Origin of the sequence: Coprococcus sp. RTP31081st1_H1_RTP31081_211007, from assembly GCF_040227275.1 — a bacterium.
GTDB classification, from domain to species: domain Bacteria; phylum Bacillota; class Clostridia; order Lachnospirales; family Lachnospiraceae; genus Coprococcus; species Coprococcus aceti.
Map to the genome: position 1 here is coordinate 37,534 of NZ_JBEHVP010000005.1, position 26,284 is coordinate 63,817.

The 26,284-nt window shown below is 37.4% G+C and carries 20 protein-coding genes and 2 pseudogenes; 2 read left to right on the forward strand and 20 right to left on the reverse strand.

Annotated elements, in window-relative coordinates:
- Positions 1–404: 404 nt before the first annotated feature.
- From ABUA31_RS09220 to ABUA31_RS09260, 9 genes and pseudogenes are all read right to left on the reverse strand, one after another.
- Entirely contained in the window at positions 405–2,513 is a 2,109-nt protein-coding gene (locus tag ABUA31_RS09220) for a glutamine synthetase III family protein (protein WP_349093169.1), read from the reverse strand.
- Between the two features lie 168 nt (positions 2,514–2,681).
- A complete protein-coding gene (locus tag ABUA31_RS09225; protein WP_349093167.1) occupies positions 2,682–3,401 on the reverse strand; it encodes a metallophosphoesterase in 720 nt (239 codons plus the stop codon).
- 26 nt (positions 3,402–3,427) lie between these two features.
- A complete protein-coding gene (locus ABUA31_RS09230; protein ID WP_349093165.1) occupies positions 3,428–3,937 on the reverse strand; it encodes a CinA family protein in 510 nt (169 codons plus the stop codon).
- 249 nt (positions 3,938–4,186) lie between these two features.
- Complete coding sequence (locus ABUA31_RS09235; RefSeq protein ID WP_349093164.1) at positions 4,187–5,137, reverse strand: DUF3137 domain-containing protein; 951 nt, start codon at positions 5,135–5,137, stop codon at positions 4,187–4,189.
- A 58-nt stretch (positions 5,138–5,195) separates the two neighbouring features.
- On the reverse strand, positions 5,196–6,317 hold the full coding sequence (locus ABUA31_RS09240) for a hypothetical protein (RefSeq protein WP_349093162.1): 1,122 nt from the start codon (positions 6,315–6,317) through the stop codon (positions 5,196–5,198).
- Between the two features lie 108 nt (positions 6,318–6,425).
- Positions 6,426–6,560 (reverse strand): annotated as a pseudogene (locus ABUA31_RS09245) (AAA family ATPase); the annotation flags it as partial.
- 23 nt (positions 6,561–6,583) lie between these two features.
- Entirely contained in the window at positions 6,584–7,111 is a 528-nt protein-coding gene (locus ABUA31_RS09250) for a CinA family protein (RefSeq protein WP_022216946.1), read from the reverse strand.
- Between the two features lie 86 nt (positions 7,112–7,197).
- The gene (locus tag ABUA31_RS09255) at positions 7,198–7,320 is read right to left on the reverse strand and encodes a hypothetical protein (RefSeq protein ID WP_273700849.1); all 123 of its coding nucleotides are present in this window, start codon (positions 7,318–7,320) and stop codon (positions 7,198–7,200) included.
- Positions 7,321–7,359: 39 nt separating this feature from the next.
- Entirely contained in the window at positions 7,360–9,003 is a 1,644-nt protein-coding gene (locus tag ABUA31_RS09260) for a DUF2339 domain-containing protein (protein WP_022216945.1), read from the reverse strand.
- A gap of 337 nt (positions 9,004–9,340) precedes the next feature.
- Here ABUA31_RS09260 and ABUA31_RS09265 point away from each other — a divergent pair, with 337 nt between their 5' ends.
- Both ABUA31_RS09265 and ABUA31_RS09270 read left to right on the forward strand, forming a co-directional pair.
- A complete protein-coding gene (locus ABUA31_RS09265; protein ID WP_022216944.1) occupies positions 9,341–10,027 on the forward strand; it encodes a hypothetical protein in 687 nt (228 codons plus the stop codon).
- A 117-nt stretch (positions 10,028–10,144) separates the two neighbouring features.
- Positions 10,145–11,366 (forward strand): annotated as a pseudogene (locus tag ABUA31_RS09270) (IS256 family transposase).
- A gap of 256 nt (positions 11,367–11,622) precedes the next feature.
- Here ABUA31_RS09270 and ABUA31_RS09275 read toward each other — a convergent pair.
- From ABUA31_RS09275 to ABUA31_RS09325, 11 genes are all read right to left on the reverse strand, one after another.
- Positions 11,623–12,597, reverse strand: coding sequence for a hypothetical protein (locus tag ABUA31_RS09275; RefSeq protein ID WP_055146838.1), 975 nt, complete (start codon positions 12,595–12,597; stop codon positions 11,623–11,625).
- Positions 12,598–12,626: 29 nt separating this feature from the next.
- The gene (locus ABUA31_RS09280; protein ID WP_055146841.1) at positions 12,627–13,544 is read right to left on the reverse strand and encodes a hypothetical protein; all 918 of its coding nucleotides are present in this window, start codon (positions 13,542–13,544) and stop codon (positions 12,627–12,629) included.
- Positions 13,545–13,726: 182 nt separating this feature from the next.
- Positions 13,727–15,082, reverse strand: coding sequence for a fibronectin type III domain-containing protein (locus ABUA31_RS09285; protein ID WP_055146842.1), 1,356 nt, complete (start codon positions 15,080–15,082; stop codon positions 13,727–13,729).
- A 197-nt stretch (positions 15,083–15,279) separates the two neighbouring features.
- Positions 15,280–16,269, reverse strand: coding sequence for a hypothetical protein (locus ABUA31_RS09290; protein ID WP_055146845.1), 990 nt, complete (start codon positions 16,267–16,269; stop codon positions 15,280–15,282).
- 103 nt (positions 16,270–16,372) lie between these two features.
- Positions 16,373–18,601: a leucine-rich repeat domain-containing protein gene (locus ABUA31_RS09295; protein ID WP_172676654.1), complete on the reverse strand. Its 2,229-nt coding sequence runs from the start codon at positions 18,599–18,601 to the stop codon at positions 16,373–16,375.
- A 48-nt stretch (positions 18,602–18,649) separates the two neighbouring features.
- Complete coding sequence (locus ABUA31_RS09300; protein ID WP_055146851.1) at positions 18,650–21,424, reverse strand: leucine-rich repeat domain-containing protein; 2,775 nt, start codon at positions 21,422–21,424, stop codon at positions 18,650–18,652.
- A gap of 110 nt (positions 21,425–21,534) precedes the next feature.
- Positions 21,535–22,476: an FHA domain-containing protein gene (locus tag ABUA31_RS09305; RefSeq protein WP_022216229.1), complete on the reverse strand. Its 942-nt coding sequence runs from the start codon at positions 22,474–22,476 to the stop codon at positions 21,535–21,537.
- Between the two features lie 26 nt (positions 22,477–22,502).
- On the reverse strand, positions 22,503–23,411 hold the full coding sequence (locus tag ABUA31_RS09310; RefSeq protein WP_118758315.1) for an FHA domain-containing protein: 909 nt from the start codon (positions 23,409–23,411) through the stop codon (positions 22,503–22,505).
- Positions 23,412–23,413: 2 nt separating this feature from the next.
- Positions 23,414–24,067, reverse strand: a complete 654-nt coding sequence (locus ABUA31_RS09315) for an FHA domain-containing protein (protein ID WP_055146857.1) — start codon at positions 24,065–24,067, stop codon at positions 23,414–23,416.
- Between the two features lie 50 nt (positions 24,068–24,117).
- Positions 24,118–24,966, reverse strand: coding sequence for a PP2C family protein-serine/threonine phosphatase (locus tag ABUA31_RS09320; RefSeq protein ID WP_022216232.1), 849 nt, complete (start codon positions 24,964–24,966; stop codon positions 24,118–24,120).
- Entirely contained in the window at positions 24,963–26,279 is a 1,317-nt protein-coding gene (locus ABUA31_RS09325) for an FHA domain-containing serine/threonine-protein kinase (protein ID WP_055146861.1), read from the reverse strand. Before ABUA31_RS09325 ends, ABUA31_RS09320 begins: the two co-directional genes overlap by 4 nt.
- Positions 26,280–26,284 lie beyond the last annotated feature (5 nt).

The following is a 26,284-nucleotide window of genomic DNA, read 5'->3' on the forward strand; positions in this document are numbered from 1 at the left end:
AGTGGAGCAAGTGGGGACGGAGGTGCCTGCTCCTCCGCTTCGCACTTGCCCCCCCTCCACACGCATTGCGCGTTAATACAGAATTGCTTCGCACTTCTCCACCGCATTGCGCGTTAATACAGAATTGCTTCGCACTTCTCCACCGCATTGCGCGTTAATACAGAATTGCTCCGCACTTCGTGCTCCCGCAATTCTACGCGGCATTCACACTCCGGCCTGTCGGCCTTCGTGTTCATGTCGCGTCATCCCGTCAAATGCGCTACATGCCGCGAGCAAGCTCTCGCATGTGCGCGCTTGACGGGATTATAACGCGCAAAAAGCACCCCGCCTGCGATACCGCAGACAGGATGCCTCTAAGCTATTTTATATAGAATTTAGTAGGATTAGCAAACTCAATCTATGTTTTACTGCTCGAATAACAGCTGCTCGTATGTTGGGAATGGCCAAGCTGTCTTTGGAAGTTCCTTCTCAAGTTCATCAGCAGGCTTTCTCACTGTGTCAAATGCTGCAAATACTGTGTTGTGGAAATACTTAGCCCAGGCCTCTGTATCTCCCTCGTAATCTGATGCCTTTGCAACCAGCTCCTCAAGGGCTACTGTAGCGCTCTTGAGCTCTGTGAGCTTCTCTGAGATGGTGTTCAGAAGTGATACCTGAACTGTAGGATCAATTCCGAGAGCCTTGATCTCAGCTGCACCCTTTGCAAGTTCTGCCTGATATTCCATAACTGCAGGAATGATCTCCTCATTAGACATCTCTATCATAGTGAGTGCCTCGATGTTGATCTTCTTTGCATAGTTCTCAAGCATTACATCAGCTCTCGCCTCAAGCTCTGCCTTATCCATAACTCCAAGGTTCTCGAAAATCTTAACGCTCTTATCTGCTGCAAGATAAGGAACAGCATCAACCATACACTTGATATTTGGAAGACCACGCTTTGCTGCCTCCTCAACCCACTCATCTGAGTAACCGTTGCCATTGAAGATGATTCTCTGATGCGCTGTGAGTTCTCTTCTGATGAGTGCCTTGCAGGCTGTCTCGAAATCGTCAGCGCCCTCAAGTTCATCTGTCATCTTCTTGATCTGATCTGCAACTATTGTATTAAGTACCATCATTGGGAATGCGATGGACTGTGTTGAACCAACCATTCTGAACTCGAACTTGTTACCTGTGAATGCAAATGGTGATGTTCTGTTTCTATCTGTGGCATCCATTGTAAATGTAGGAAGTGTTGATGCACCTGATACATATGTCTTGCCCTTTGGGGACTCTGTAGCCTCACCCTTCTCGATAATCTGCTCAACGATCGACTGGAGCTGCTCTCCAAGGAATGCTGAAATGATTGCTGGAGGTGCCTCGTTAGCTCCAAGTCTGTGATCGTTTCCTGCTGATGATGCTGAAAGTCTCAGGAGCTCAGCGTTGTTATCTACTGCTACCAGAACTGCTGCCAGGAAGAACTGGAACTGAAGATTTGTCTCAGGATGCTTGCCTGGATCGATGAGGTTCTCGCCCTCGTCTGTTGAGATCGACCAGTTGTTGTGCTTACCTGAACCATTTACACCGGCAAATGGCTTCTCATGGAGTACGCACTCAAGGTCATGCTTTGCAGCGATCTTCTTCATGGTTGCCATAACCAGATGGTTCTGATCTGTGGCGATGTTGGTTGTTGAGAAGATTGGTGCAAGCTCATGCTGTGCAGGTGCAACCTCATTGTGCTGTGTCTTTGCAAGGATGCCGTATTTCCACAGCTCCTCGTTCAACTCTGTCATGTATGATGCGATCTTATCCTTGATCGCTGCGAAATACTGATCATCAAGCTCCTGTCCCTTTGGGGGCATTGCTCCGAAAAGTGTACGTCCGCAGAGCTTAAGATCTGTTCTCTTTGCAAATTTCTTCTTATCTATCAGGAAGTACTCCTGCTCAGGACCAACTGATGAAGTAACCTTCTTGGCTGTTGTGTTGCCGAACATTGCAAGAGCCTTAAGAGCTTCCTTGCTGATGGCATCCATTGAACGGAGAAGAGGTGTCTTGTAGTCAAGTGACTCTCCTGTATATGATGTGAATGCTGCCGGGATACAGAGGATACATGTTCCCTCATCTGTTGTCTTTACAAATGCTGGTGATGTGCAATCCCATGCTGTATATCCTCTTGCAGCACATGTCTCACGAAGACCGCCTGAAGGGAATGATGAAGCATCCGGCTCTGACTTGATGAGCTCCTTGCCTGTGAACTGAAGGATAACGCCGCCATCACCGACTGTGCTTACGAATGAGTCGTGCTTTTCTGCTGTTGTCTCTGTAAGTGGCTGGAACCAATGTGTATAATGTGTTGCACCAAGCTCCATTGCCCATTCCTTCATGGCTGCTGCAACTGAATCTGCGATTGATGTATCGAGAGGCTCGCCCTTGTCAATAGTCGCCTTGAGTGACTTGTAAACTGCCTTTGGAAGTCTCTCTCTCATGACCTGATCTGAGAATACGTGTGAGCCAAATACGGCTGAAATTTTGTTCATCATAATTACTACTCCTTTTCCTGATTAAAATGAATCCTTAACGTATCCTCAAAAAAAGAGAAAGGTGTCCTCCTTCTTGAGAACACCTTTGTCCATTTCGTATCATCTAATTGTTGAATATAAAATACTCCATATTCTTTCAAAAATCAACCCCTAATTTTAAAAAATTTATCAAACATATATTGCACTGTTCTCATCCACACAGTAGCACGCCAGCTTTCCGCCCCTGTTTCTCTCTCCATTTCCGCAGTCGAGATCCATATAGTAAGGTGTCACGTAAACGTTGTAGGAATGATCTTCATTGAGTCTGTTCGTCGTCACATGTCCGCAGAACACGTACCTGTCAAATGCTTTTTTATCTGAAAAAGGAACATTGTGGATATCAGGTGAGATGAGAAATCTGTATTCATCTCTTCCCACGGCATTCGTTATAGATTCAGCGATATTGATCGTTCTATCAGCATTTCTGATGTATGAGCCACAATGAATGCCCGGATGGGTGACAACACAAACTCCGTACTTTGGCGAATGTATCTCTGTGTAATGTGACAGATGTGCCAGAAACCCATGCAGTTTCATCTGATCATCCACATTGAGCTTCTTGATATCTCTGACTGTTCCACCACCGCCGAATATGATCCACTGTCTCTCTGACATGCTTCCCTCTATGTACATCTGGGCAAACAGTTCATGATTACCCTTTATGAGCTGCATCGAACCACCCACAAGATAGTCCGACATGAACTCAAGAAGAGAAATTCCCTCGTCGTTCCAGTCAAATATGTCTCCCATGACTATCATGTGGTCCACGGCTGGATCAAAGCTTATCTTTTTCAACATTTTTCTGAATGACATGACATCTCCGTGGATGTCGGATATGAGATATAACATTTATACATCCTTTGACAATCGTCCTATCAGTCCAGCCTCTTAATAAGCTCCTCATATATCTCCTCCGCCACCGCCAGCTTATACGCCAGCCTGGTCGGCTGAGGTGGGAGCTCCACATAATACTCTTCCACATCACCATCTATATCTATGGCAAAGTATACCTGTCCCGGAACTGAGGCCTCCGGATTCGCCGGATCAACATTGCCCATGGTTCCAGTCACACCGATCCCTATATTCGCATTATACGCCTTTCTACACGCCTGCGCCATTGAACCCGCAGTTTCCTTTGAATAGACTGTATACTTGTCTATAACCTCTGCCGGAACCCCCTGCATGATCTTCGCCTCATTGCAGTAGGTGATAAATGCCCCTTTCAGCACTGCGGATGATCCTTCCGTGTCGGTGATGAGGGAAGCTATCTGCCCTGAAGTGGCAGATTCCATGGTGGTTATGGTTAGGTGTCGGGAGATAAGAAGTTGTGTGAGATGCCGGTAATTCATTCTGATCTTATTCTCTATATTGCATTCATTCTCCATAAAGCGTCTATTCTCCTTCTTTTTCTTTTCACCTTTAGAATAGTAACTTTCCTCAAATTCGTCAAACGAGATGATATACTATTCCTGAAGCATATCCAACCCCAATCCGGTATTGCATTTTGTTTTCCCAATATGGACATATGTATTAAAAAATTGCTTCTCCTTCAACTCTCTCGGACTGTTTTCAAATATAAGTGTAACAGATTCTTTTACTAGTTTTCTATAATACATTAAATTCCGAATCATCCCTTAGCAACAATCAATCATTATATCAAGGATCGCTAAAATATCTGATAATTCTTTTCTAAACTTTTTCCTGTATAATTCGATATCGCTATTATCTTTAATTTCTCCAATTAATTCAAATGAATTTTTCTCGTTGTAGCAGGCAATCACGCCCATATTTCCAGAAAGTTGAACTCTTGTACGTTTTCCCATTTTCTTCAAGCCTGAAATAAACTGAGGGGTCAAAATAGAATACGCAAGGTCATCCCCCGATGCATTAACCTCAAACTGGTCATCAAATACGCGATCTCCCGTTTTCAAGTAGCTTGATATATTGTTTTTTTCATCTATGTATACGGCCTTTCTATTTTGCCTCATTTTCCCAGAATTACTCTTGCCCATTATCTGTACAAATCCATTCACGCTTTTACTCAACGCCATTGTCATAAACTGTCCTGAAAACTCTGTAATAGTAGTTTTCAGGTTGTTTTCATTTGCAGTATAATCCTGACTTTCTGTTTTCAATTCAAGATCACTGTATGTAAATTCTACATTTCTGTATATTCCATGAATATAATCTGAACCTGTTGCTCTATTATAAGTTGGAAGAATACTGCATTTTTTTAAAAAAGATTCATCCACATAACCACTTGGCGAATAATCAATAACCTGAATTCTCTCCTCGAGAACCCCGAGCACAATATTCTGTCCTATAAACACCCTGAGGTCTTTCATTTTTTTATTACACAGTATAGCAAGTAAGAAGCCAATAAATATGCATACTACAGGCACCACTCTAAAAACAGTATCAATAATTGGACCATATATATCAAATATTACCCCCACAAACGGAAGGAGTATTCCCACTAACGACAAATACATGGGGATTTGTATTATTTTGATATTTCTTTGTTTTGCTTTTATTATACTCTGCATTTCTTCATCATTTTTATAATTAACTATCTGCTTATTCATATATACTCCTTGTTCCGTAATAATCAATGATGCAACTGGTAAACTTTTTCATTGACATTTACACATTGAAGCAGGATTTTTCATTGTGGCTGCCATCTTCTATGAAAAACATTCTAAATCCCAATATCATAACCGGAACCACCTCGTTCATATGCAGCAAAAGCGTCACTGCCGGCTTGATAAATCCCAGTTCCGCCAATATAGCATATATGATCAGAAATGCTTCTATCATATATATTCCAATCACAAACGTTCCACGTCTGGCAGATACCTTCATAAGCTTTGCTGCAGACAGAATGACAGCAATTGACAAAATAACAAGCAATATGAACCACAATATACACAAACCAATCCCAGCCTGATGTTCAATTATCGTAATATTATATCTTTCTCCAAAAATCCTGTCTGGCATAGTTCCAGCCTGATCCAGTTCATCCATGATCGACGAACCTGAAATCTTATTCTTACTGGTAAATACATCATCACATCCGGCGAATATAAGTATAGCTCCACAAAGCAGTGATAACAGACAAGTCACAATATTCAACCTGTGCTGAACAGCCATGTATACAATAAACATAATCGTTTCTGCACACACGATAGCAAATGTGAGATCATCTTTGGCCGTCACAAGTTTTACACTCACAACATTTACAAGTTCGATAAGAAACCAGAACAAAACTCCACTCCAACTTTTCTTTACAAGGTCAACGCCCTTTACCATAACCACAAAAGCTAGTATCGTTATCACCACAGCATATATTTCGTCACTTCCCGAGCCGAATAATCCCCAATGTCCTCCATCATCGAGTCCACTGTCGGTATGTATTGAAAACGTCACACTTGCCCAGCAGATAACGGCATACAGAAGCGTAAGCACAAACAATGCCGCCGCATCTCTAAATTTCTTTTTATCTGTAAAAAGCGATCCACAATAACGCACTGCGCCGTATGTCTTATCACATATCTTCTCAAGTGGTAAAACAAAAAATATCACCCCTACAAGAATACATATAAGAATATTCCTTATCTGGCTGACTGCACCTCCGCCGCCTATGTATCCAGCAAAAAATGTATTCTCCGTTCTCGTCATTATTCCCCACATGGCCGCATAACATATAGCTGATATCACAAATGCCGGTATTGCCGTTTTTAGAATCTTCTGATCGTATTTTTTCATCTTTCTCCGCCTCCATATATCAGTTTTTCTACCTGTAAATCATCCTTTTTTAAAAGGTTTAAAAAGGCTTAATAAGGTTAAATAAGGTCACCGTATACACTGCGACCTTATAAGTTCCTGCCTTATCTCCTCATTTGGCACAAATGCAGAATTACTCTTTCTCTGATAAGCCAGATATCCAAGATGGATCAGGTAAGTGAGAACATCATCCTTATTCGCAAAACTTACTATGTCATTCTGAAATAAAGCCTTCAAATAATTCAGTATTATACCAATCTTTTCACAAGCTCCTCATAAATCTCCTCCGCCACAGCCAGCTTGTACGCAAGCCTTGTCGGCTGAGGTGGAAGCTCCACATAATATGCTTCCACATCGCCATCTATGTCTATGGCAAAGTATACCTGTCCCGGAACTGAAGCGTTCGGATTCGCCGGATCAACATTTCCCATTGTTCCAGTCACGCCGATCCCTATATTCGCATTATATGCCTTCCTGCACGCCTTCGCCATGGCACCTGCAGTTTCCTTTGAGTAGACTGTGTACTTGTCTATGATCTCCGCCGGAACTCCCTGCATGATCTTTGCCTCATTGCAGTAGGTGACAAATGCCCCCTTAAACACAGCAGATGAACCTTCCGTGTCTGTGATGAGGGATGCAATCTGCCCCGAGGTGGCGGATTCCATGGTAGTTATGGTAAGTCCTTTGAAAATAAGTAACCTGGTAAGTTTTCTATAGTTCTCTCTTATATTGTTTTCTCCATACTGTTTGTAATCATTCACTTTATTATCAATCATAGATTAACGCCACCTTATTAGTTGAATATTTACAGTCTATCTAACATATCAGTGACAGTAATCTCCGCCACAAGTCTTTAGGCCTTTTATCCCGCCAAAATAAGCACTTTCTTGCCCTCAAATGCAAATCCGTAATGTACAATATGGTCTTTGTCTATCCCCTCATCCACAATCTCTGTATCATATTCTTTCTCATTTATCTGAGTCAAAGCTGCAAGTGCTGTATCCTGAAGTGTATGTTCGTCTTCCTAGTTTTCATCCTCATCACTATCATCATCTGTATGGTCCAAATCATCAAAATCATCAAGATCCATACATTCATCATTATATTTCGCTTCCATAATCTTAAAGATCTGCTCACGTTCCTCGTTTCTGATCTTCATAAGTCTACTATATAGCTCACTATAGTTTACCGGTTCTCCATTTTTCTTTTTCTCATCCACAAGCTTATTAGCTTTTTCTACAAAATCAAGAAGGTCGTGACGTTCCTCTTCACCCTCATCTTTATCGTCAGGAATCATCAGTGCTTTGTGTGCCATGTCTACCTTTATATCTGTCAGCCTTGTCATTTTCACTAGAGCATTAAGCTGCTTCTGAAGGCTGATAATCTGAATCTCCAATACTTTTCTATCATACCCGCTATCGATTATCTCCTGATCAGGATTTATGAACCTACACTTCAGATCCAGCTGTGGCTTAATGGGAATAATCAATAGTCTGACAGCTATAAACACTGCTATCATACTACCCATGTCAAATAATGAATGACTGCTGAAACTGTTGTCCACAATTCCTGCCTTTGCACATATTCCAAATATCAGAAGTCCCAAAACACTTACATCTATCCATATCAGCATCCACATTCTTTTATGTGAATAACGTTCAACTATCTTCGAAGCACATGCCAGCAGAACGATAATAAATGCCAGCAATGCAATCATCCATATAACAACTGGCGAATTCAACGGTTCGCCCACAAACGAATAATCACCTGATACATTTCTGCGCAATCCGTTCTCGAATCTATCCATTACAGGAAGTACAACATATCCATAAGCTATCCCCAGCATCACATTAATGATTATATAAATCAGCCATTCTCCTATCGACTCGCTATTATATAATGCATATATCATAAGCACTTCCACAGCTGCACTGAACAGCACAATTAGAACCCATATGGCATATCCAGTCATCTGCCAGGCAGAAGATAATGAAGTTTCAAATAACATATCTGCTTTTTCACAAATCCGGTTTGCATATATGTATGTAATAACGGCAAGATAAATTACCGATAAGATAAACCATACAATACCACTCTCAAAGAATTGCCTGCATATATAACATACTGCAAGACTCAACGCAATCACGCAAAATATGTACAAGCCTGCCCGGCTAATCTTCGTATAAGGGATATAACAAAAAATGGCAATCAGCGAGGCAATCACAAGTATGGTAACTAAAAACACTCTTGATTGCCTAAGATTCGGATTTCTCTCTTTACAAATATAAAGATAAAATTTATACATGAGTTCCCACGGGATCAAAATAAATACCATGCCGATGACTAGCATCTGCCATTGATCCCTAATCCACCACGGCAGGAACTGCGCAAGTCCGGTTGCTTCAGCGTTAAAACTGAATACTCTCTTGAATATAATAAAGTCTTTTACCACAAATGCAACCAAAAGCAGTACTATGATAACTGCTGCTTTTATCTTGTAACTTCTGGATGTTATTGGTTGCTTCTCCTTGTAAGCTTTTTCATCAAACTGGCAAACTCTGTCATCAGCATCTAACATCTCTTCTGATATATCATTCGTTTTTTCAGTTGAAGTTCTGCTTGAAGTCTCATTTGAAATCTCTGTTGAATCTTCGTTGGTTTTTTCCACTTGCTCTCTCCTTTTCCTCGTTTTTTGTAGTTAGTTTTTGTCTTATTAAGACAAGAATTTCACTATCGCTGCACTATATGTCTCTCCTCTTTTGTATTGTGGCTTATAGAATCAAGCGCCACTTTTTAATATATTAAATTATACACAGAACTTAATTACTTAACAATGTAAGATTGAAATCTGCTGCTCTGGTGGCTTCTTCCCGACTTCAAGCTCGGAAATCTTCAAATGTAATGTAACTATAAGCATTAAACTCTGCAGATTAGTCAATTAAAAACGCATCGCTAAGATGGAGTGCTAAAATAAAAAAATACTAATAATACAAAGGAGAATAGCCATGAAGATGAACAAAATCAAAAAAACATTAGGTATTTTACTTATGACTTGTGTATTGCTGTTTGCATCCATAACTCAAAGCGAGGCAGCTACCGCAACTATGACACAAGCTGAAAGGAAAGTATATACCAAGTGGTTGCTCAACGGAATCACCAAAACTCAATACGGAACATATTACAAAAGCAAAACCCAAGGAATAATGTATAATCCAGAATTCTATGTTTATGACATCAATGGAGACGGACACAAGGATATCATTGTAACAGGTCGATTAGGTCTCAGAACTATGACTTATTCAGAGGTTTATATGCATGTGAACGGTAAGTATAAAGCTATTCCTGTAAGAGGAAGCCTGTACGGTGTGTCAAATGCAGGCATCTATACAATTGAGGATGATTACAGTTCCGCTGGGGCTGTACGTTATCACACTTTATCCACATACAAATTCAGTAAGCATGGAAAAATCTCACAAAACTATACTTTTAGCAAAACCACCATGTATTATGACATCGACAGAAATATCAGATATAAAAACGGAAAAGTAATCGAGAACAAATGCACATCCTCAACTGGGAAGAAAATAAGCTTAACAACATTCAGAAAAACTAGAACCCAGGTCAACAAGAAGAATGTGTCTAAAAAAATGCACCCGGTAAGCAAGAGTGGTATTCAAAAATACTTAAAATAAAGCTTTTCGGGAGCATCCCAAAGTTTGTGTAAACCTTCAAACTGATGTAAGATAAAATTACTCAGTTTGGAGGTTATTTTTATGGCAAGAAGAAAAGACAGCCCACAAAAAGCAGCAATGAGAGAAATGATGCGTGACTATCTGAAAAATAATAATATCAGCATCAAAGACGGCACCGATGTAAACAGTATCATGCGCGACATGATGTCTGTCCTTTTGGAAGGTGCCTTGGATGAAGAACTGGATGAGGGGTTAGGATATTCCAAGTATGACTACCGAAACAAAGAAACGGACAATAGTAGAAATGGACATTCCCGTAAAACTATGCATACCAGTTATAGAGATATGGATGTAGCCATTTCAAGGAATCGTAATGGTGATTATGAACCACAGCTGATTAAGAAGTATCAAAATACAGCAACTCAGGACATGGAAGAAAAAATACTTTCTATGTATGCCAAAGGAATGACAACCGGAGACATTGAATCCCACATGCGTGAATTATACGATATTGATATTTCTGACAGCACAATCAGCCGGATCACAGACAAAATCCTGCCGATTGTAAAAGAATGGCAGGAACGCCCTTTGGAAGAAGTGTATGCTGTAGTATTTATGAATGCAATCCACTATCACGTCCGCAGTGAAGGACGTATTGTAAAACGTGCGGTTTACATTGCCCTTGGTATCGATATGAATGGGAAAAAAGATGTTCTTGGAATGTATGTTGGAGAAAACGAAAGTGCGAAATTCTGGCTTTCTATCATGAATGGATAAAAAAACAGAGGCGTTGAGGATATCCTGATTGCATGCGTTGATGGTTTAAATGGATTTTCACAGGCAATCGAGGCTGTTTATCCAAAAACAGAGATTCAGCAGTGTATCATCCATCAGATCCGTAATTCAACGAAGTTTGTTTCATACAAAGACATCAAAAAACTGATGGCTGATCTGAAGCTTGTATATGCAGCTCCAACGGAAGAAACCGCTTTAAATGAACCGGAACTGTTCAAGGATAAATGGGATTCCAAGTACCCGAAAATCTATAAATCCTGGAATGATAACTGGGCAACCCTGTCCACTTATTTCAAATATCCGGAGGCAGTAAGACGGCTGATTTATACCACAAATGCCATTGAATGATTCAACCGCCAACTCCGGAAAGTGACCAAAAGCAAGACGGTTTTTCCGTCGGATGACAGCCTTTTGAAAATGCTGTATGTATCTGGCAACCATGGATATCACGAAAAAATGGACCGGACACAGGCAGGACTGGGGACAGATCCATTCCCAGCTTGAAATTTATTTTGAAGAACGTCTGGCAGGACGGAACCTGTAAAGCAGTCAATTTTAGGCAGGTTTTATTGACATGCCTAAAAACTACTGTATAATGCAGATATGGGCAGAATCCGGAAAATCGGCTCTGCCCATTTGTAACTATTCACAAATCTTATATCAGTTTTTAACGTTTACACAAAACTTGAAACGGTCTCTCGTAATCCAAGTTGTTTCGATCGTGCCATTACTGCTCTTAGAATACACAATTATTTTATTTGCCGCAATACCAAACCTGACCAGCATTCTTGCGTTCAGTATTATTCCACAGGAAATTTGATAACATCTGTCGTCAATATATCATCCATAGTATCAGTGTCTTCCATCTCAAGTTTAAACTCAACATTCTTAATTTCCCTTATTTTGCTTTCTTCCAAATCATCTTTGTAAATGGTAATCACGCCAATTCCCTTCCTACTATCAAATACAGTAAGCGTCACATATGCATTGAACATCAGACCATCTATTGACATATCCTCCAGATTTATATACACATTCTTGCCTGTATTGTTCTCCATGCAGAAATATAGATTAGTATTTCCATATTCATCAGTCTCATTTCCAAGTGCTGTTATTCGGATTCCATCTGCACTGTATATTTCCTGCTTATCCGTGTTTGCATCCACTTCTTCGCCAACCTGCGATGTCTCCAGCTTATAATATTCATCCTTGAAAATATCCTCGTAACTGTCCTTGTCTTTCTCCTCTGCCCAGAAATAGAATTCAACTGTTCCTATGTTTGTGATCCCTGCAATTTTTGTTGTATCATCAGAAAGCGTTACACATGAATTGCATTTCTTTCCAGCAGCCACATCGACTCCCCAGAACACCCAGTCCATATAGCCATTTATAACTATCTTTTCGCTTCCGATTGTCAGGTCCTTATCTGTATTATTCTCCACTGTAACCTCTATTTGATCCTCGTCGTATTCGTTTACAGAATAACCAGTGGCTGTAACCTTTACACCATCCTTGTCAAGCAGCACCTGTTCTTTTATAGATGTATAAGAAGCACTCGCTTCCTCTTCTACAGTTGTATCTTCTGTAGTAACCATTTCTGTCTCTTCTGTAGTTTTTCCATCATCTGAGTCTTCATCTGAATCCTGCAGATTCTTGTTGCCCAGTTCTGATTCAAGTATTTCTTTTTTACTTTCTATTACTGGTGAAGCACATCCTGTTATCATCAATGCACTCAGCCCCGTAAGCGCCATTGCCAACAAAATCTTCTTTCTCATATGTATTGTCCTCCTCATTCACAGATCTTTCATTGTTCTACCATAGTCTTCAAACCAGGATATACACATCCCCCAGACTCAGTTTCTTCCTTAATACCATTGTACTCTTCCTGTGTTATGAGATTATCATTATTTTTGTCCATAATGCTATTTGTAGTGTAGAAAAAAACACTCTCACCATTTTCTAACAAGTCTGTATAAAGATAATACTCTGTTTGCATTTCGTTTCCTTTAAACACCTTATAGGATACTATAAAATTAGCCGCTCCTCCTGATCCTTCTGTACAAAAATGGTTTCCACAGTAAGTTGTATTGCTTCTTTCCCAACTTGCCGCAACAAGCTTTGGAACGTCTCCATCCATTGTGTATATGTCGTATATCAATGGTGATGTCATATCTGCAATAATAAGTTCTTTTACCCCATCACCATCAATGTCATCAATTACATATCCCACATTGTCCAGTTCTTCCAATACTAACATTACATTATATCTAGCATACACATCATCCGCCGTCTCATATGGGAATTCAATATTGGTCAAATCCCCATACTCTAATTTCTGATGATTGAGTTCGATATATCTGCTTATTATCTCTTCATATTGTGTTAAATAAACAGCATCATCAATATTCTCTTCACTCGGAATATCATCCGCTACATCGGTCTCTGTTTTCTGTTCGGTCACAATTGATTTCTCTGTATTTTTCTCTTCTGATATCATTTCTTCCGCGATGCTCACCTCTCTTGTCGTTGTCTGAGATTGAATCACGTCCAACTTATCCTGTATACTTTGGCAACCTGAACCAACATATGTAATTCCTGTCAAAGCCAGCAACACCCCCACTATCTGTACACTTTTGTTTCGCATCATGCATTCCACCTCATCTACACTGTCGTCTTCTGCCACTGCCAATATGGTATTATTGTACTTTTCTGATTTTACCAACTTATCTCCGCTAGCCTGGCTTTATATATTATTTCTGTTCATTGAACCATAGCTTTGCTTACAAAAAGTAGTAGAGCATAATCAATCTACGGCTCTTAGAATACACAATTCATTTATTTGCTGCAATACCAAGCATATGGACATCATTATATATGAAATCACCAAGTAATATATGCATCCCGTCAATTATACCTATAAATCCTCTTGGAACTACTACCAACTGCCTTATACGTCTTACGTCCAACTTTTTTGTATACAACAACCTTATACGAGTAATTTGACCATAGTCTATTAGCCTTGCTGTCACTATAATATGTAATACGATTGGATTTTATTGTCTTTACAAGCTTATATCCACCACCATTTATACTTCTATATACTAAATATCCTGTTGCATTTGCCGAGCTTGATTTCTTCCACGTGATTCTTATACCCGCACGCTTATTCTTTATAGATGTAATCTTTGTTTTCGCTGGAACAATTGTGAAATTTTTCTTTATTGTCCCCTTATATGCACCTTTAAACACAATTTTATATGTATATGTGCCAATACTCTTTCTTCCCAACGGAATATATATTGTGTAATCTCTTCCTTTTACAAGGCGATTCCCACTATTATCCTTAACGATCACCGACGGATTTCTTACTTTTCCATTATACATACACTTTTCTGTGGATAAACGTACATTCTTTGAAGTCATTGCTATACCACTGGAAATCGTAAACATATACGATCCAGACCAATCGGCTGCAGGCACCATAGGTGGAACGATAACTATATAGTGTACTCCCGCCGAAAGCATATATCTATATATTTTTTTGTTATCTTCTCTGCTTTGCCATTCATATGCCTCTCTGTCGCCTTCTTCATCATAGATACTAAGTCCACAAGTATCCGCATCTATAACTTTGAATATAATTTCAACTTCTGTCGACTTTTGCAAATAAAATTTGTATATATCTTTTTTGTCATTTAAAGCCAACATACCAGTTATTGTTGATGGTATTTTTACAAGGGTAGCTTCCTCAAAACTATTATTTGGTTCTCCCTCGCTTGTTCCCACACTTTTATACGAAGTTTCTATCTTATAATTTGCAGTTTCCCCATCATAAATATTTTTTCTTCCATAGACCACTATATAATATGTCCCTTTTGATAAATCCCAATGAAAATTTGTTTTTCCGAATTCCAAATCATAATTATATTCCATATTTTCAGATGCAATACAATCCCCATCATCGTCATATAGTCTGATTGTATATGGCATCTGATATGCTGTAAACTTAATTGAAACTCTTCCTGCATTTGTTATACTAAATTCATATTCATAACTTGACTGACTCGATGTCAAAATTCCATCTACACTTTTTCCAAGAGTAAGATATTCATCAGATAAAGCCAACTCTGCTCTACCTTCCGCTATATCTATATTATCAGACGCTATAACAGTAACTGCACCTCCCCCTATAAACACAACTAATATGCAAAGTACAACAACAATATTCTCTGTTATCCGCTTTAATTTCTCTATTATCATAAACTTAATCCTCCCTCATTTCTTATATTTAATATTCTAAATAATTATGGTCTCCGTATGCCAAAGCTGGCGATATAAAACAAATTAAATCTGTCTTGTTATATTTTACCATATTATCCCATGCATCTTTACTATCATGTCCATATTGTCTCTTTTTATGTCTATTTTTGTGTTTTACTATTTTTATCATCTTACAATTAGTTTAATTCCGCCGCAGCTTTTGTAATTCTATCTGTGAGATAATCATTGGCAGATTTCAGATCTGGGACAATACATTTATGTGAATTCCACTCATTTTGGTAATTATCAAAAGTATCCTCTGTGATTTGTCCAAGATCATTTTCATCATTTTTATAACTCATGTACCCATACATGATTGAATCATCCGGCCTCCCCGCATTGCCTTCCATTAAAACTTCTAATAACTCTGCTCTCTCTATGTCTCCATCCAGCGAATACATAATTATCTCCTGATTAGCTGCCCCATTTGAACCAGTTCTTAATATAAAATCTCCGCAATAATCAATCCTACAGCGTTCCCAACTGTCAAGCACCATTTTCGGAGTGTCACCTTCCAAGGTAAACACTTCATATATCATCGATGAGTTTATATCTGCCAGCAGAAGCTCATATATACCATCACCATCTATATCTGAAATTTTATAGCCAACATCTGAAAAACCTTTATCCATTATATATATACTGTACCGCCCATCGGTGTCTTCCCCATAAGGATATTTATCCATTGAAAAGTCTCCCAAGGTTCCATCATCCTCTCTGCATACATCCCTCTTACACGCATGCTCATAGATCAGATCACAGTATATTTCCTCGGCTTCCTCATAAGAGAGCGTCTGTCCACGCTTCTCATTAACTTCTTTTTCAGTTGCTGCTACTTCAGCTTCATCTATCTCTGTTTTCGTGATTTCACTTGCATTTTTATCTTCTTGCGTATAAGCTTCCATCGTCGGCTTATCAGATATACTGCTCTGCTTCTCCGATTCTGTATACTGAGCATCTTTATCCTCATACAAACCGGGTTCTGTACTGTTCGATTCACTTGTTGTAATTTGAGATTGTATAATATCAAATTTATCATGTATGCTCTGACAGCCTGATGCAACACACGCCGTACCTGTCAAAGATAGAATCAAACCCATTATGTGCCAATACCTATTTCTTCTCATACTTATCTACCATCCTTATCGTTGCCTCTGCCAGCTTCACCATCACATATCTGTTCGGATGAGTTCATTAATTATACGCTTTATCGTATAATCCTCCATAATTCTATTTTATAATTTTTGCTTTCTTTGAAACACCTCTTAATGTCAATATTTTTTTGTACTCCTTCAATTTCCTGACAGGTACTCTGATCACGATTTTACTATTTACGCCTTTTAATGCTCCTGCACGGACTGAATTTATCGTTAGCTTTGTTGTTGTTATTGTTAATCTTTTTAATTCACTACAACCAGCTAATGCTCTTTCGTTTATTACACACACGTTATTTCCAATTTTCACACTACTCAACATTCGACATCCATAAAATGCTCTTTTACCTATTGATTTCACATTAGAACCAATAGAAACGCTTTTTATATTTACATATTCTCTAAATGCATTATCTCCTATTGAAACAACTGAAAATCTAACACCACCTATTACTACATTGTTTGGTATAATTAGCTTAACTATCTTTTTTGAGTTTTTTCTCGATGCAGCCCCTGTCAGAGATACCATACCGCATCCATCTAATCTGGAATCTGTAACTCTATATTTTAAATTTCCTACATTATATACTTTTCCGGTTTGTATTCGTATTTTAACTCTCTTTGTAATGCTTCCAGAATAGTTCCCTTTTCCAGATATTATTACCTTTGCGATTCCAATATTTTTGTTATTATGATATCCAATAGTATAATCCTTTCCGACCTTCATAATTGTATTTCCACATTTCACTACAATTTCAGGATATACGCATGTTTTTCCTGTATATATATCAGAATCAGGAACTCCGCAAACCGAAATTTGATTATTTTTTAACGAAATATCTCTAGATTTTATCAAAAAATTTTTTTTAATAGTACCACTGTAATCACCCTTACCAGTAATAACTATAGAAGCATTTCCAACATTTATATTGTTATTATACGTCAATATGTAATCCGTTTTTTCATTTAAAACAGTTCCCTCAACTTTCACTTGTACATTTTGGAATGTTATTCTTCCACCTTCATAAATAACACTTTTTGGTATACCTATAATATCTACATCATATATTTTACCTATATCTACAATTGGTTTTATTATATAAAAATATCTATCTATTGTACCTGTGTAATTTTCTATACCAGATATAATTATTTTTGCTTTTCCAGGATTTTTATTATTTTCATATGTTAAAGTATAGTCTCTTCCCTCCTGAAGTTGAATCCCATTTAGAAAAATCGTAATACTCCTTTGTTTTTGAAAAGCCCCATCATACGTTTTATCTTCTATTCCTTGGATTATAGCATCTGATATATCAGTTTTAACCACTTCTAATACTTCATATTGTATTGAACAGTCTATTGCATATTTATATGCATTTGACCACCTGTAACATCTTATTATCAAATCATCACTATGTTCATCAAACACCATTGCGCCCATTCTTTCTACACTTGCAGGAATGTATATACTCTTTAAATTTCCGCAGAATGAAAAAACATAACTTCCGATTTCTTTGAGTCCATCTGGTAATTCAATACTTGTTATTCCCTCGCAACTGCCAAAAGCGCGTTCCCCAATTTTCTGTAAATTTTCTGACAATGATATATTATGTAAATTTATACAGCCATAGAAAGCTGATTCTCCTATGCTTGCCACACTTGACGGAACATTGATTTCATACAAGCCGGTAACATTTCTAAAAGCACACTGCCCAATTCTTTTTAGCCCATATTCAAGCCTTGTATTCATACACCCTACAATCAATTCGTCATTACTTGTATTTATTACTGCATTGCAATTATTCCTACTATCGAAAACTTTATTATTGACTGCAACCTGTATTTTTTTTATATTGGAACAACCAGAAAAGGCTTCCGTTGCAATGGTGTTAACATTTTCAGGTATATATATGTTTTCCAGACTTTCACAGTTATAAAATGCTGTAAATCCAATTTTCTCAAGACTGTCAGGAAATGAAACTTGTTTCAAATTACTACAGCATGAAAAAGCACTAGAACCTATACCTGTAACCCCTTCAGGTATAACTACGTCAACTATAGTATCGTTAAACTGAAATGCTTCTTCACTTATACTCACAACATTCATTCCATTTATCTTTTGAGGTATTTCCACTTCACTATCTTTTCCATTATATTTTATAATAGAAATTGTTTTATCACTCGGATTTTGGCTATATTCATAATCTCCATATACTAGATTCCCTGCTTTCACTCTCATCTGAGTTCCATCTAATACAGCCCCCAATATTAGAAGTACCCATATTACATTGATAATTTTCTTCACAATCATTCACCTCTATATATCATCGCAATTTATACAGTTCTCAAACCATTATCTACTTGTTATCTTTGCTTTTTTTGATATCCCCCTTAGTACCATTAAACTCTTATACGATTTTAAGCATCTTGCTGGCACCTTTATTAAAGCCTTGGAGTATATACCTTTAAATGCGCATTTTCTAACAGACGTTTTTGTTAGATATGTCGAATATATGTCCATTTTTCTCAAATTTGAACATTTCGAAAAGCAGTTGTCACCTATTCTCCTTGTATTTTTACCAATCGCCACATTTGAAAGTGATTTACATCCATAAAAAGCATTTTTTCCTATCGACTTTACGTTTGATCCTACTATTAACTTTTTCAGATAAATATATCCTTTGAATGCATTATCCCCTATTGCGACCACATTCATTTTAGCATCACCAATATTCACATATTTTTTTACATTTAATACTGTGAATTTCTTATTAATTTTTTTATCCACACTTCCGATCAATGCTACATTTCCTTTTCCATCAGAACCAAAACTCATAACTTTGTACTTCAGTCCACCCGATACATACACCTTTCCAACAGGGATTTTTATAATAAATGTTTTTGTTATACTTCCCGTATAATTTCCCTTCCCTAACACTACAACTTTGGCAATTCCCACATTTCTATTATTATAATATCTTACATCATAGTCTTTCCCCAAAGATAACATCGCATTGTTATATCTAACAACAATTTTAGAATATGTATGCGCTTTGCCTGTATATACCTCAGTTTTTGGAATTCCAGCTACAGTTACTGAAGATGATTTTTCTGAGATTTCTCGCTGTTTGATGCTTACTTTTCTCGTAATACTTCCTGTATAATCACCTATTCCGGTGATAATAATATTCATGTTTCCAACATTTATATTTCCAGTATAAGTAACAATATAATCTTTTTTCTCCTCCAAAACAGTGTCAGATATTGTAACCTTCAAATTAGGGAATGTTATTTGTGATCCACTGTATGTTACACTGCTCGGAATATTTGAAATGCTGATATTTGAATTTGTCCCGATATTTACAATCTGCTTTATAATTAAAAATGTTTTCTCTATAGAACCACAATACTTTTCAATTCCAGATATTATTACTTTTGCTTCTCCTGGATATATATTATTTTCATAAGATAATATATAATCCGTTCCCTCCAGAAGCTGAACATCATTCAATTTAACACTTATACTATCCTGTTTTTGTGAAATTCCATCATAATTCTTATTTTTTATACCCGAAATCTCTGCCTGTGATATATCAAGTAGTGGAGCCTCTATAATTGTGTATTTAATTGAATTATTAACGGCATATTTGTATGCAACCGAACCATCATAACATTTAATTTCAAACATATTATTGTGCTGACTGAATACATCAGGTTCTATTATAATGGCACTATTCGGAATTAATATACTTGATAAGTTCTTGCATTCTGCAAATGCTTTTTCTCCTATATATTTAATTCCATCCGGAAGTTGAACATCCATCAGACTTATACAACCATTGAACATCCCTTCTGATATTTCTGAGCATCCCTCTAATATTTCTATTTTTTTTAAATCTACACAATTACTAAAAATATCACTCTGAAGAATTTCTATCCCCGATGGTATTACTACACTAGTCAACGCTGAATAAGCAAATGCTGACATTCCTAATTTTTTTACATGCTCTGGAATTGTAATGTTTTTTAAATTTGTGCATGCGGCAAACGCACAACTATCAATTGTTTCAATATTATTCGGAAGTTTAACAAAGCTCAAAGAGGAACACCCCTCAAAGGCTCCATCTCCTATATATTTAACACTTTGTGGTATATAGATGTTTTTTAACCCCGTACATTCTCTAAATGTTCTTGTTCCTATAGAAATAAGCCCAGATGGCAATTCTATATACTCTAAGCTTGTACACAAAAAAAATAATTCTTTAGGTAATTCTTTTATATTCTTTGATAATTCTACACTAGTTAATGCTTCACAATGAGAAAAAACACCAGCCCCCATTTCTACTACGTTTTCCGGAATAACAACTTTTTTCAGATCTGGGCAATTGTAAAAAGCTTCGCTGTCTATTTTCACGATATTTGATGGAATTTCTACGCTGCTTAAATTATTGCAATGATCAAATGCGCATACCCCTATACACGTTACACTTTTAGGTATTACCGTATTTATACAGCCACGCAGGATAGAATTGCTACTCGTTTCAATTAACGCATTACACTCTTCCCTGCTATCAAAATAAGTATTTGCTTCATCCACCACAATAGAATTTATATTACCACATCCACAGAATGCATAAGAGCCTATTTCCTTAACACCAGAAGATATATATATTTCATTTAAACTTTCACAATGATAAAATGCTTCGCTTCTTATCTCCTCTACTCCCGATGGGATATATATTTTTTTCAAATAAACACATTGTTCGAATGCATTATCCTCTATAATTTTCAAGCTGTCTGGTAATTGTATGTCTTCCATACTGCAACTGCGAAATGCACTAGAAGATATTTTTTCAACAGTATCTGGTACACTCACTTTTGTAATTAATTTACCAAAAAAAGCTCCCTCACCGATTATTGTCACTTTATAATTATCAATATATGCTGGAATTTCTACAATTTCATTTTCAGCCATATATTGCGTTATCGTTGCTGTATTACCGTCTGGATTTATCTCATATTTATAATCACCACTTTCATATTCATCAGCCATAGCACATACTGACATTGAAAAAAATACAATAATAGTAGTAATAATAGCACCTAATACATCTCGTAAAATTCTCATAATAAATCCCCTTTTTAATAAATTCGGTGATGGCGACTATTTGTAAACCTCTATCAGTCAAATTAATTCCACTTATGTCACCATCACCTCATATCTTTATCTTTTATTATTTACTGAAACAACTCATTCAGCATATCATCTAAAGATTCTCCAGCCTGTCCAATTCCATACTCGATAAGTTCTCTCTTCGGGCATGATGCAGCAGACATATAAATATAGCTGAACAACAACATTGCAACTACAGCCAACACAATAGCAACCGTTCCTATATTTTTTATTTTGGCATCCTTTGTAACATTTTTTGATAATTGAACTATTCCAAGTATTAAACCGACAAAGGCAAATACTGCAATGAATTCAAATGAGCCACCCCAATTATTTATATAAACTACACATGCTGGTGCAAAATGTTGTGCATCTGTAGCCAAGATATAAATAAGTGATATAAGACATACCAAAAATGCTGCACCCGCAAAAATTAAACCAATTGTTCCCAATGTACACGACACTTTCTGTACAAACTGACCATTATATTGATTATTATTGACCTGATTTTGAACAGATGCTTCGCTATTTCCAGCATTATAGCTATCTTCAGAACCGCCTCTCACTGTTAATTGCGGCTGAGCGGCTGCCTGAGATGCCGACATCTTCTGAGTTGCTCTGTCATCGTCATCATCATCATAAATATCCTGATCACTTGCCCCTCGTTCATTTTCAAATCTCTGAGGTGCGATAAGCTGGATTATCTCATCAGTACGACCTAACTTAATAGTGTCTCCTCCATTCAGATACTCCACGCTCCCCTGCTGCATTCTCTTAACATTATTTATGTATGTGCCTGATGAAGAATAGTCACTCACAGCAAACCTTCTATCATTTGGATTATATTGTATCGAGCAATGCTTTCTACTTATATTTTCATTACTGAACACAAAATTTGATACTGCGGGATTTCTTCCTAACACTATTGCTGTAAACGGTGTCAATTCGATTTCTGATCCGGCATACTGCCCGGATAAAAATTTTATCTTTGCATTATTATTCGCCATATATACTCTCCTCTTACACCCATTGCCTACATATCGCTATATTTAAATTCTTTTCTCTTCAAAGCGCATATTGCTCTCTGAAATTCTGCTACTTCATACAACGAAATATTTTTAATTGAGAATGTATATTTTCCTCCTGGGAAATGAACAACAAACCAATTTCCCCACAGTTTTAAGTATGTATACGCCTGTATAAGTGTCAGCGCAAGGAATGGCAAAAATGTAGCAGCAACACCTGTAATCGACATTGAAATAATACCTACAACAAGCCAAACTCCCGCCATAACCAGACTCCATATAGGATTTCTCTTCACTATCGATGTGCCTGTAACCTCATCAAGCTCTACTACATCTCTTGAATATGCATATGATATAATTCCTTTATGCTCATTTATGTATAATCTTCTATTTGTAAGCACTGCCTTATTCTTAAGCAAACCTTTTCCAGTAAAGAAATTGAGTACACGATCATTAGACAATGTAAGCACTTCTTTTTCATCATCTTCTACCAGATAATCTTCAAATATAGATGCACCATTATCTGGTCGAGGTGTGTACTTTTTAGACAATCTTTTGATAACTCCCGTCCTCTTAGGTGTACTGACATTCGTATTTACAAGCTGTGCAGAAAACGTAAACACATTGTCTGAATGACCAAGCTTAACTTTTGCTCCATTATCTATATTTACTGTCTGCTGTGGTCCCAACTCATTACCATTTACTGTTGTTCCCGATGTTGAATAATTTAGTAAACTCAGCCGTCCTGTATTTTCGTCAAATGTTATTGCACAATGAACCCTGCTTACTCTGTCAGACTGGAAGAAAATATTACAATTCGCTCCATTTCGTCCCAGAACCTGCTGCTTACCAGGCTGAAGATCTATACTACTTCCCTGTAATTCTCCCTGAATAAATGTAATTTTACCAGTATACATATTTACTCCTCCTCACTATGTAATCCATCATCCCAGCTAAACTTCTTTCCACAGAAAGGTATAAACGCCAGCTTTGTCTCGCCCACAAGTATTACATCATATGCATTGAGTTCTTTTGATCCCAAAACGACCTCATCATTTAAGTAGAACAGGCCCCTGGAATCTCCAGGCTGAACAATAAACTTTCTCTGTCTTGGCTCATATACGATTATCGCATGCTTATCTCTTGATACTGTTCTATCCTTTGCAAGAACTATATCCTGATTTGCATTTCTACCTATAAAGTTTCTTCCTGTCTTTAATGGGAATCCAGTTCCTTTATCACTTCCCTCAATGCATACAACCCATCCTACAACTTCTGATTTTCCTGAACTTCCACTGAAACCTATTGTCACTGAATCATCATCATCTTTTTCCGGCTTGTTTTTTGCATCATTTATCATGTCTGTGAATGATGTATCGGCATCTGTATAATTTACAGTATCATCAGTCGCATTGCTGGAAAGTGATGTTCCACCTGAAAATGCAGAATCATTTACCGGCTGAGTATATCTCATTGTCTGTCCCATACCTTCATTTGCACTTGCACAATGTGGACACATTGAAAACTTGTCCATATCATAGTAATGACCTTTCGCACATCTTGTTAAATTCATAAATTTGTCCTCCTCTTGATTGTATATTTATGACGGCATCTTTCTGCCCTTTATCTGCCATATCTAAGCAGAATTACCGACGTATTATCTTGATTTCTCTGTGTAAGCTGCATAACAACCTTATTTAATCGTTCAGCTATCACCTGCATACTATTCTGATTATCCAAAACAATATCTAATATCTGTTCGTTGCTAAGTCTCTTATAAAGACCATCGCTGCACAATAGTATCAGATCATTTTCTTCCAGATAAAATGGCTCAGTGTTACTATCCGTCAACGAGATATTGCCCATTCCTAAATAACTTATAAGTGCTTCGGCCTGATTCTCCTGCATCTCGTACTCTTTCTCGGTTATCTGTCCATTTCTCAGCATTGTATCCAACTGCAGTCTGAAATTATGATCTCTGTTTATTGCTTGTATATCATTGTCTCTCACTATATAAATTCTGCTGTCACCTGCTGATATGAAATACATACCATTCCCTTTTGTAACAACGCACACTAAAGTACAACCGCCTCCCAATGCATTTCCATACTCATCCTCGAGATCTGCTACACACTCATCGAGACGTACAACTTCCCTCTCTAAGAATATTGGAACCTCACTAAAATCATTCACTGACTTAAAATCATTCACTAACATTTTCACCGCTGTATTACTTGCCAATTCACCACCGTTCAAACCACCCATACCATCGCAAATTACAGCTAAAGTCATTCCATTTTCATACTTTGCTACAAATAAAGCATCCTGTTGATAACTCCTTGTTCCTATTATTGATGACTGTCCGATTTCAATATGCAATGCATTTTCTTTACGATCTATACTTTCCCAGTTTATTTCTTCAGTAAGTCTGACTGTTGTAACTTCATTTTGTCTTGCTGCTTCTTCTCTCATAAATATGTCACTCCTACCTTAAAAGAACATTTCTGATTTGCCAGTGTTACCACACTTCCTTTATCTACAGAATATACTTGGTTTGGGTTAAGCTTGTACCCATTAACCCATGTTCCATTCGTAGATAAATCCGTAATGTATATCAAATCTTCTAGGCTGTCGTAGTATACCTCACAGTGCTTTTTACTTATAAATTCATCCTGTTTGAATATAATCTGGGCATAATTCTTGGTTCGGCCAACAATTACTCCTCTGTCCAGAGGTATATCAATGGTAGTACCTTCATTGTCTCCAGAAATAATAACTATGTATGGATGCGGAATTCGTCCATGTGTTGCAGAAATAAGGTTATCTGTAACCGCATGTATTCCGTTGGCCTTATTCTCATTATTCTTTTTTAAGATATCCGCATTTTGGTTATCATCATGAGAATATACAGTCTCATTTATCAGCCTCATATCTGATAAAAATTCATAAATAGTCTGTGTTCGTTCTTTATAATTTACTCTCAACGCTTTATATAAAGCATCAGTTACATACTCTGGAATATCCTCATCATCCAGAACTATATCTTCACTGGATAGCAGTCTTTCATTAGGGTTTAATAACATCTTTCCCGTAAGAAGATAGTATACGGTCGCTGCAAGTGAATACACATCAGTAAATGTACCCTGCTCAGACTTTGATGAATACTGCTCAAAAGGAGCAAATCCAGGAGTAAGCATCACTGACAATTGTTCATTACCAGATTGTCTTTTTATATTTTTGGCATTTCCAAAATCAATGAGCTTTATTACACCGGTGCTATCCACCATAATATTGTCTGGCTTTATATCTCTATGGAATATATTCAATGCGTGAACCTGAATAAGCGCAGTTCCGACATCAAATAAAATTTTGTTTACATATTTAAACTTTAATTTACCATTTTCCCTAACAAGTTTTTTTAATGTAACTCCGTCAACATATTCCATCACATAGTATCCGGTGCCATTTTCTTTAAACCTGTCATACACTGATACAACAGATTCAACGCCTTGAAGCTTCCATAGAACATCTGCCTCTTCCATGAATCTCGTAAGGCCATGATTAAAAATTTCTATTTTCTCATCCGATACTGTTTTTACTTCTTTTCCATTTGATAATCTTACGGCGCTATCCCTCGGGAAATATTCCTTCACAGCGCACTTTTTGCCTTCTGCTTCGTCATATGCCACATAAGTTATTCCAAATCCACCTTGACCAATAATTTCATCTATACGATAGCGATTTGATAAATATGTTCCTTTACCCAATGCATATGTAATATTCATTCATA

What these genes read in the sequence shown, in the direction of transcription:
- ABUA31_RS09220 (WP_349093169.1), bottom strand. Translation starts at nt 2,513, where the DNA reads ATGATGAACAAAATTTCAGCCGTATTTGGCTCACACGTATTCTCAGAT.
- ABUA31_RS09225 (WP_349093167.1), bottom strand. Translation starts at nt 3,401, where the DNA reads ATGTTATATCTCATATCCGACATCCACGGAGATGTCATGTCATTCAGA.
- ABUA31_RS09230 (WP_349093165.1), bottom strand. Translation starts at nt 3,937, where the DNA reads ATGGAGAATGAATGCAATATAGAGAATAAGATCAGAATGAATTACCGG.
- ABUA31_RS09235 (WP_349093164.1), bottom strand. Translation starts at nt 5,137, where the DNA reads ATGAATAAGCAGATAGTTAATTATAAAAATGATGAAGAAATGCAGAGT.
- ABUA31_RS09240 (WP_349093162.1), bottom strand. Translation starts at nt 6,317, where the DNA reads ATGAAAAAATACGATCAGAAGATTCTAAAAACGGCAATACCGGCATTT.
- ABUA31_RS09250 (WP_022216946.1), bottom strand. Translation starts at nt 7,111, where the DNA reads ATGATTGATAATAAAGTGAATGATTACAAACAGTATGGAGAAAACAAT.
- ABUA31_RS09265 (WP_022216944.1), top strand. Translation starts at nt 9,341, where the DNA reads ATGAAGATGAACAAAATCAAAAAAACATTAGGTATTTTACTTATGACT.
- ABUA31_RS09275 (WP_055146838.1), bottom strand. Translation starts at nt 12,597, where the DNA reads ATGAGAAAGAAGATTTTGTTGGCAATGGCGCTTACGGGGCTGAGTGCA.
- ABUA31_RS09285 (WP_055146842.1), bottom strand. Translation starts at nt 15,082, where the DNA reads ATGATAATAGAGAAATTAAAGCGGATAACAGAGAATATTGTTGTTGTA.
- ABUA31_RS09290 (WP_055146845.1), bottom strand. Translation starts at nt 16,269, where the DNA reads ATGAGAAGAAATAGGTATTGGCACATAATGGGTTTGATTCTATCTTTG.
- ABUA31_RS09300 (WP_055146851.1), bottom strand. Translation starts at nt 21,424, where the DNA reads ATGAGAATTTTACGAGATGTATTAGGTGCTATTATTACTACTATTATT.
- ABUA31_RS09305 (WP_022216229.1), bottom strand. Translation starts at nt 22,476, where the DNA reads ATGGCGAATAATAATGCAAAGATAAAATTTTTATCCGGGCAGTATGCC.
- ABUA31_RS09310 (WP_118758315.1), bottom strand. Translation starts at nt 23,411, where the DNA reads ATGTATACTGGTAAAATTACATTTATTCAGGGAGAATTACAGGGAAGT.
- ABUA31_RS09315 (WP_055146857.1), bottom strand. Translation starts at nt 24,067, where the DNA reads ATGAATTTAACAAGATGTGCGAAAGGTCATTACTATGATATGGACAAG.
- ABUA31_RS09320 (WP_022216232.1), bottom strand. Translation starts at nt 24,966, where the DNA reads ATGAGAGAAGAAGCAGCAAGACAAAATGAAGTTACAACAGTCAGACTT.
- ABUA31_RS09325 (WP_055146861.1), bottom strand. Translation starts at nt 26,279, where the DNA reads ATGAATATTACATATGCATTGGGTAAAGGAACATATTTATCAAATCGC.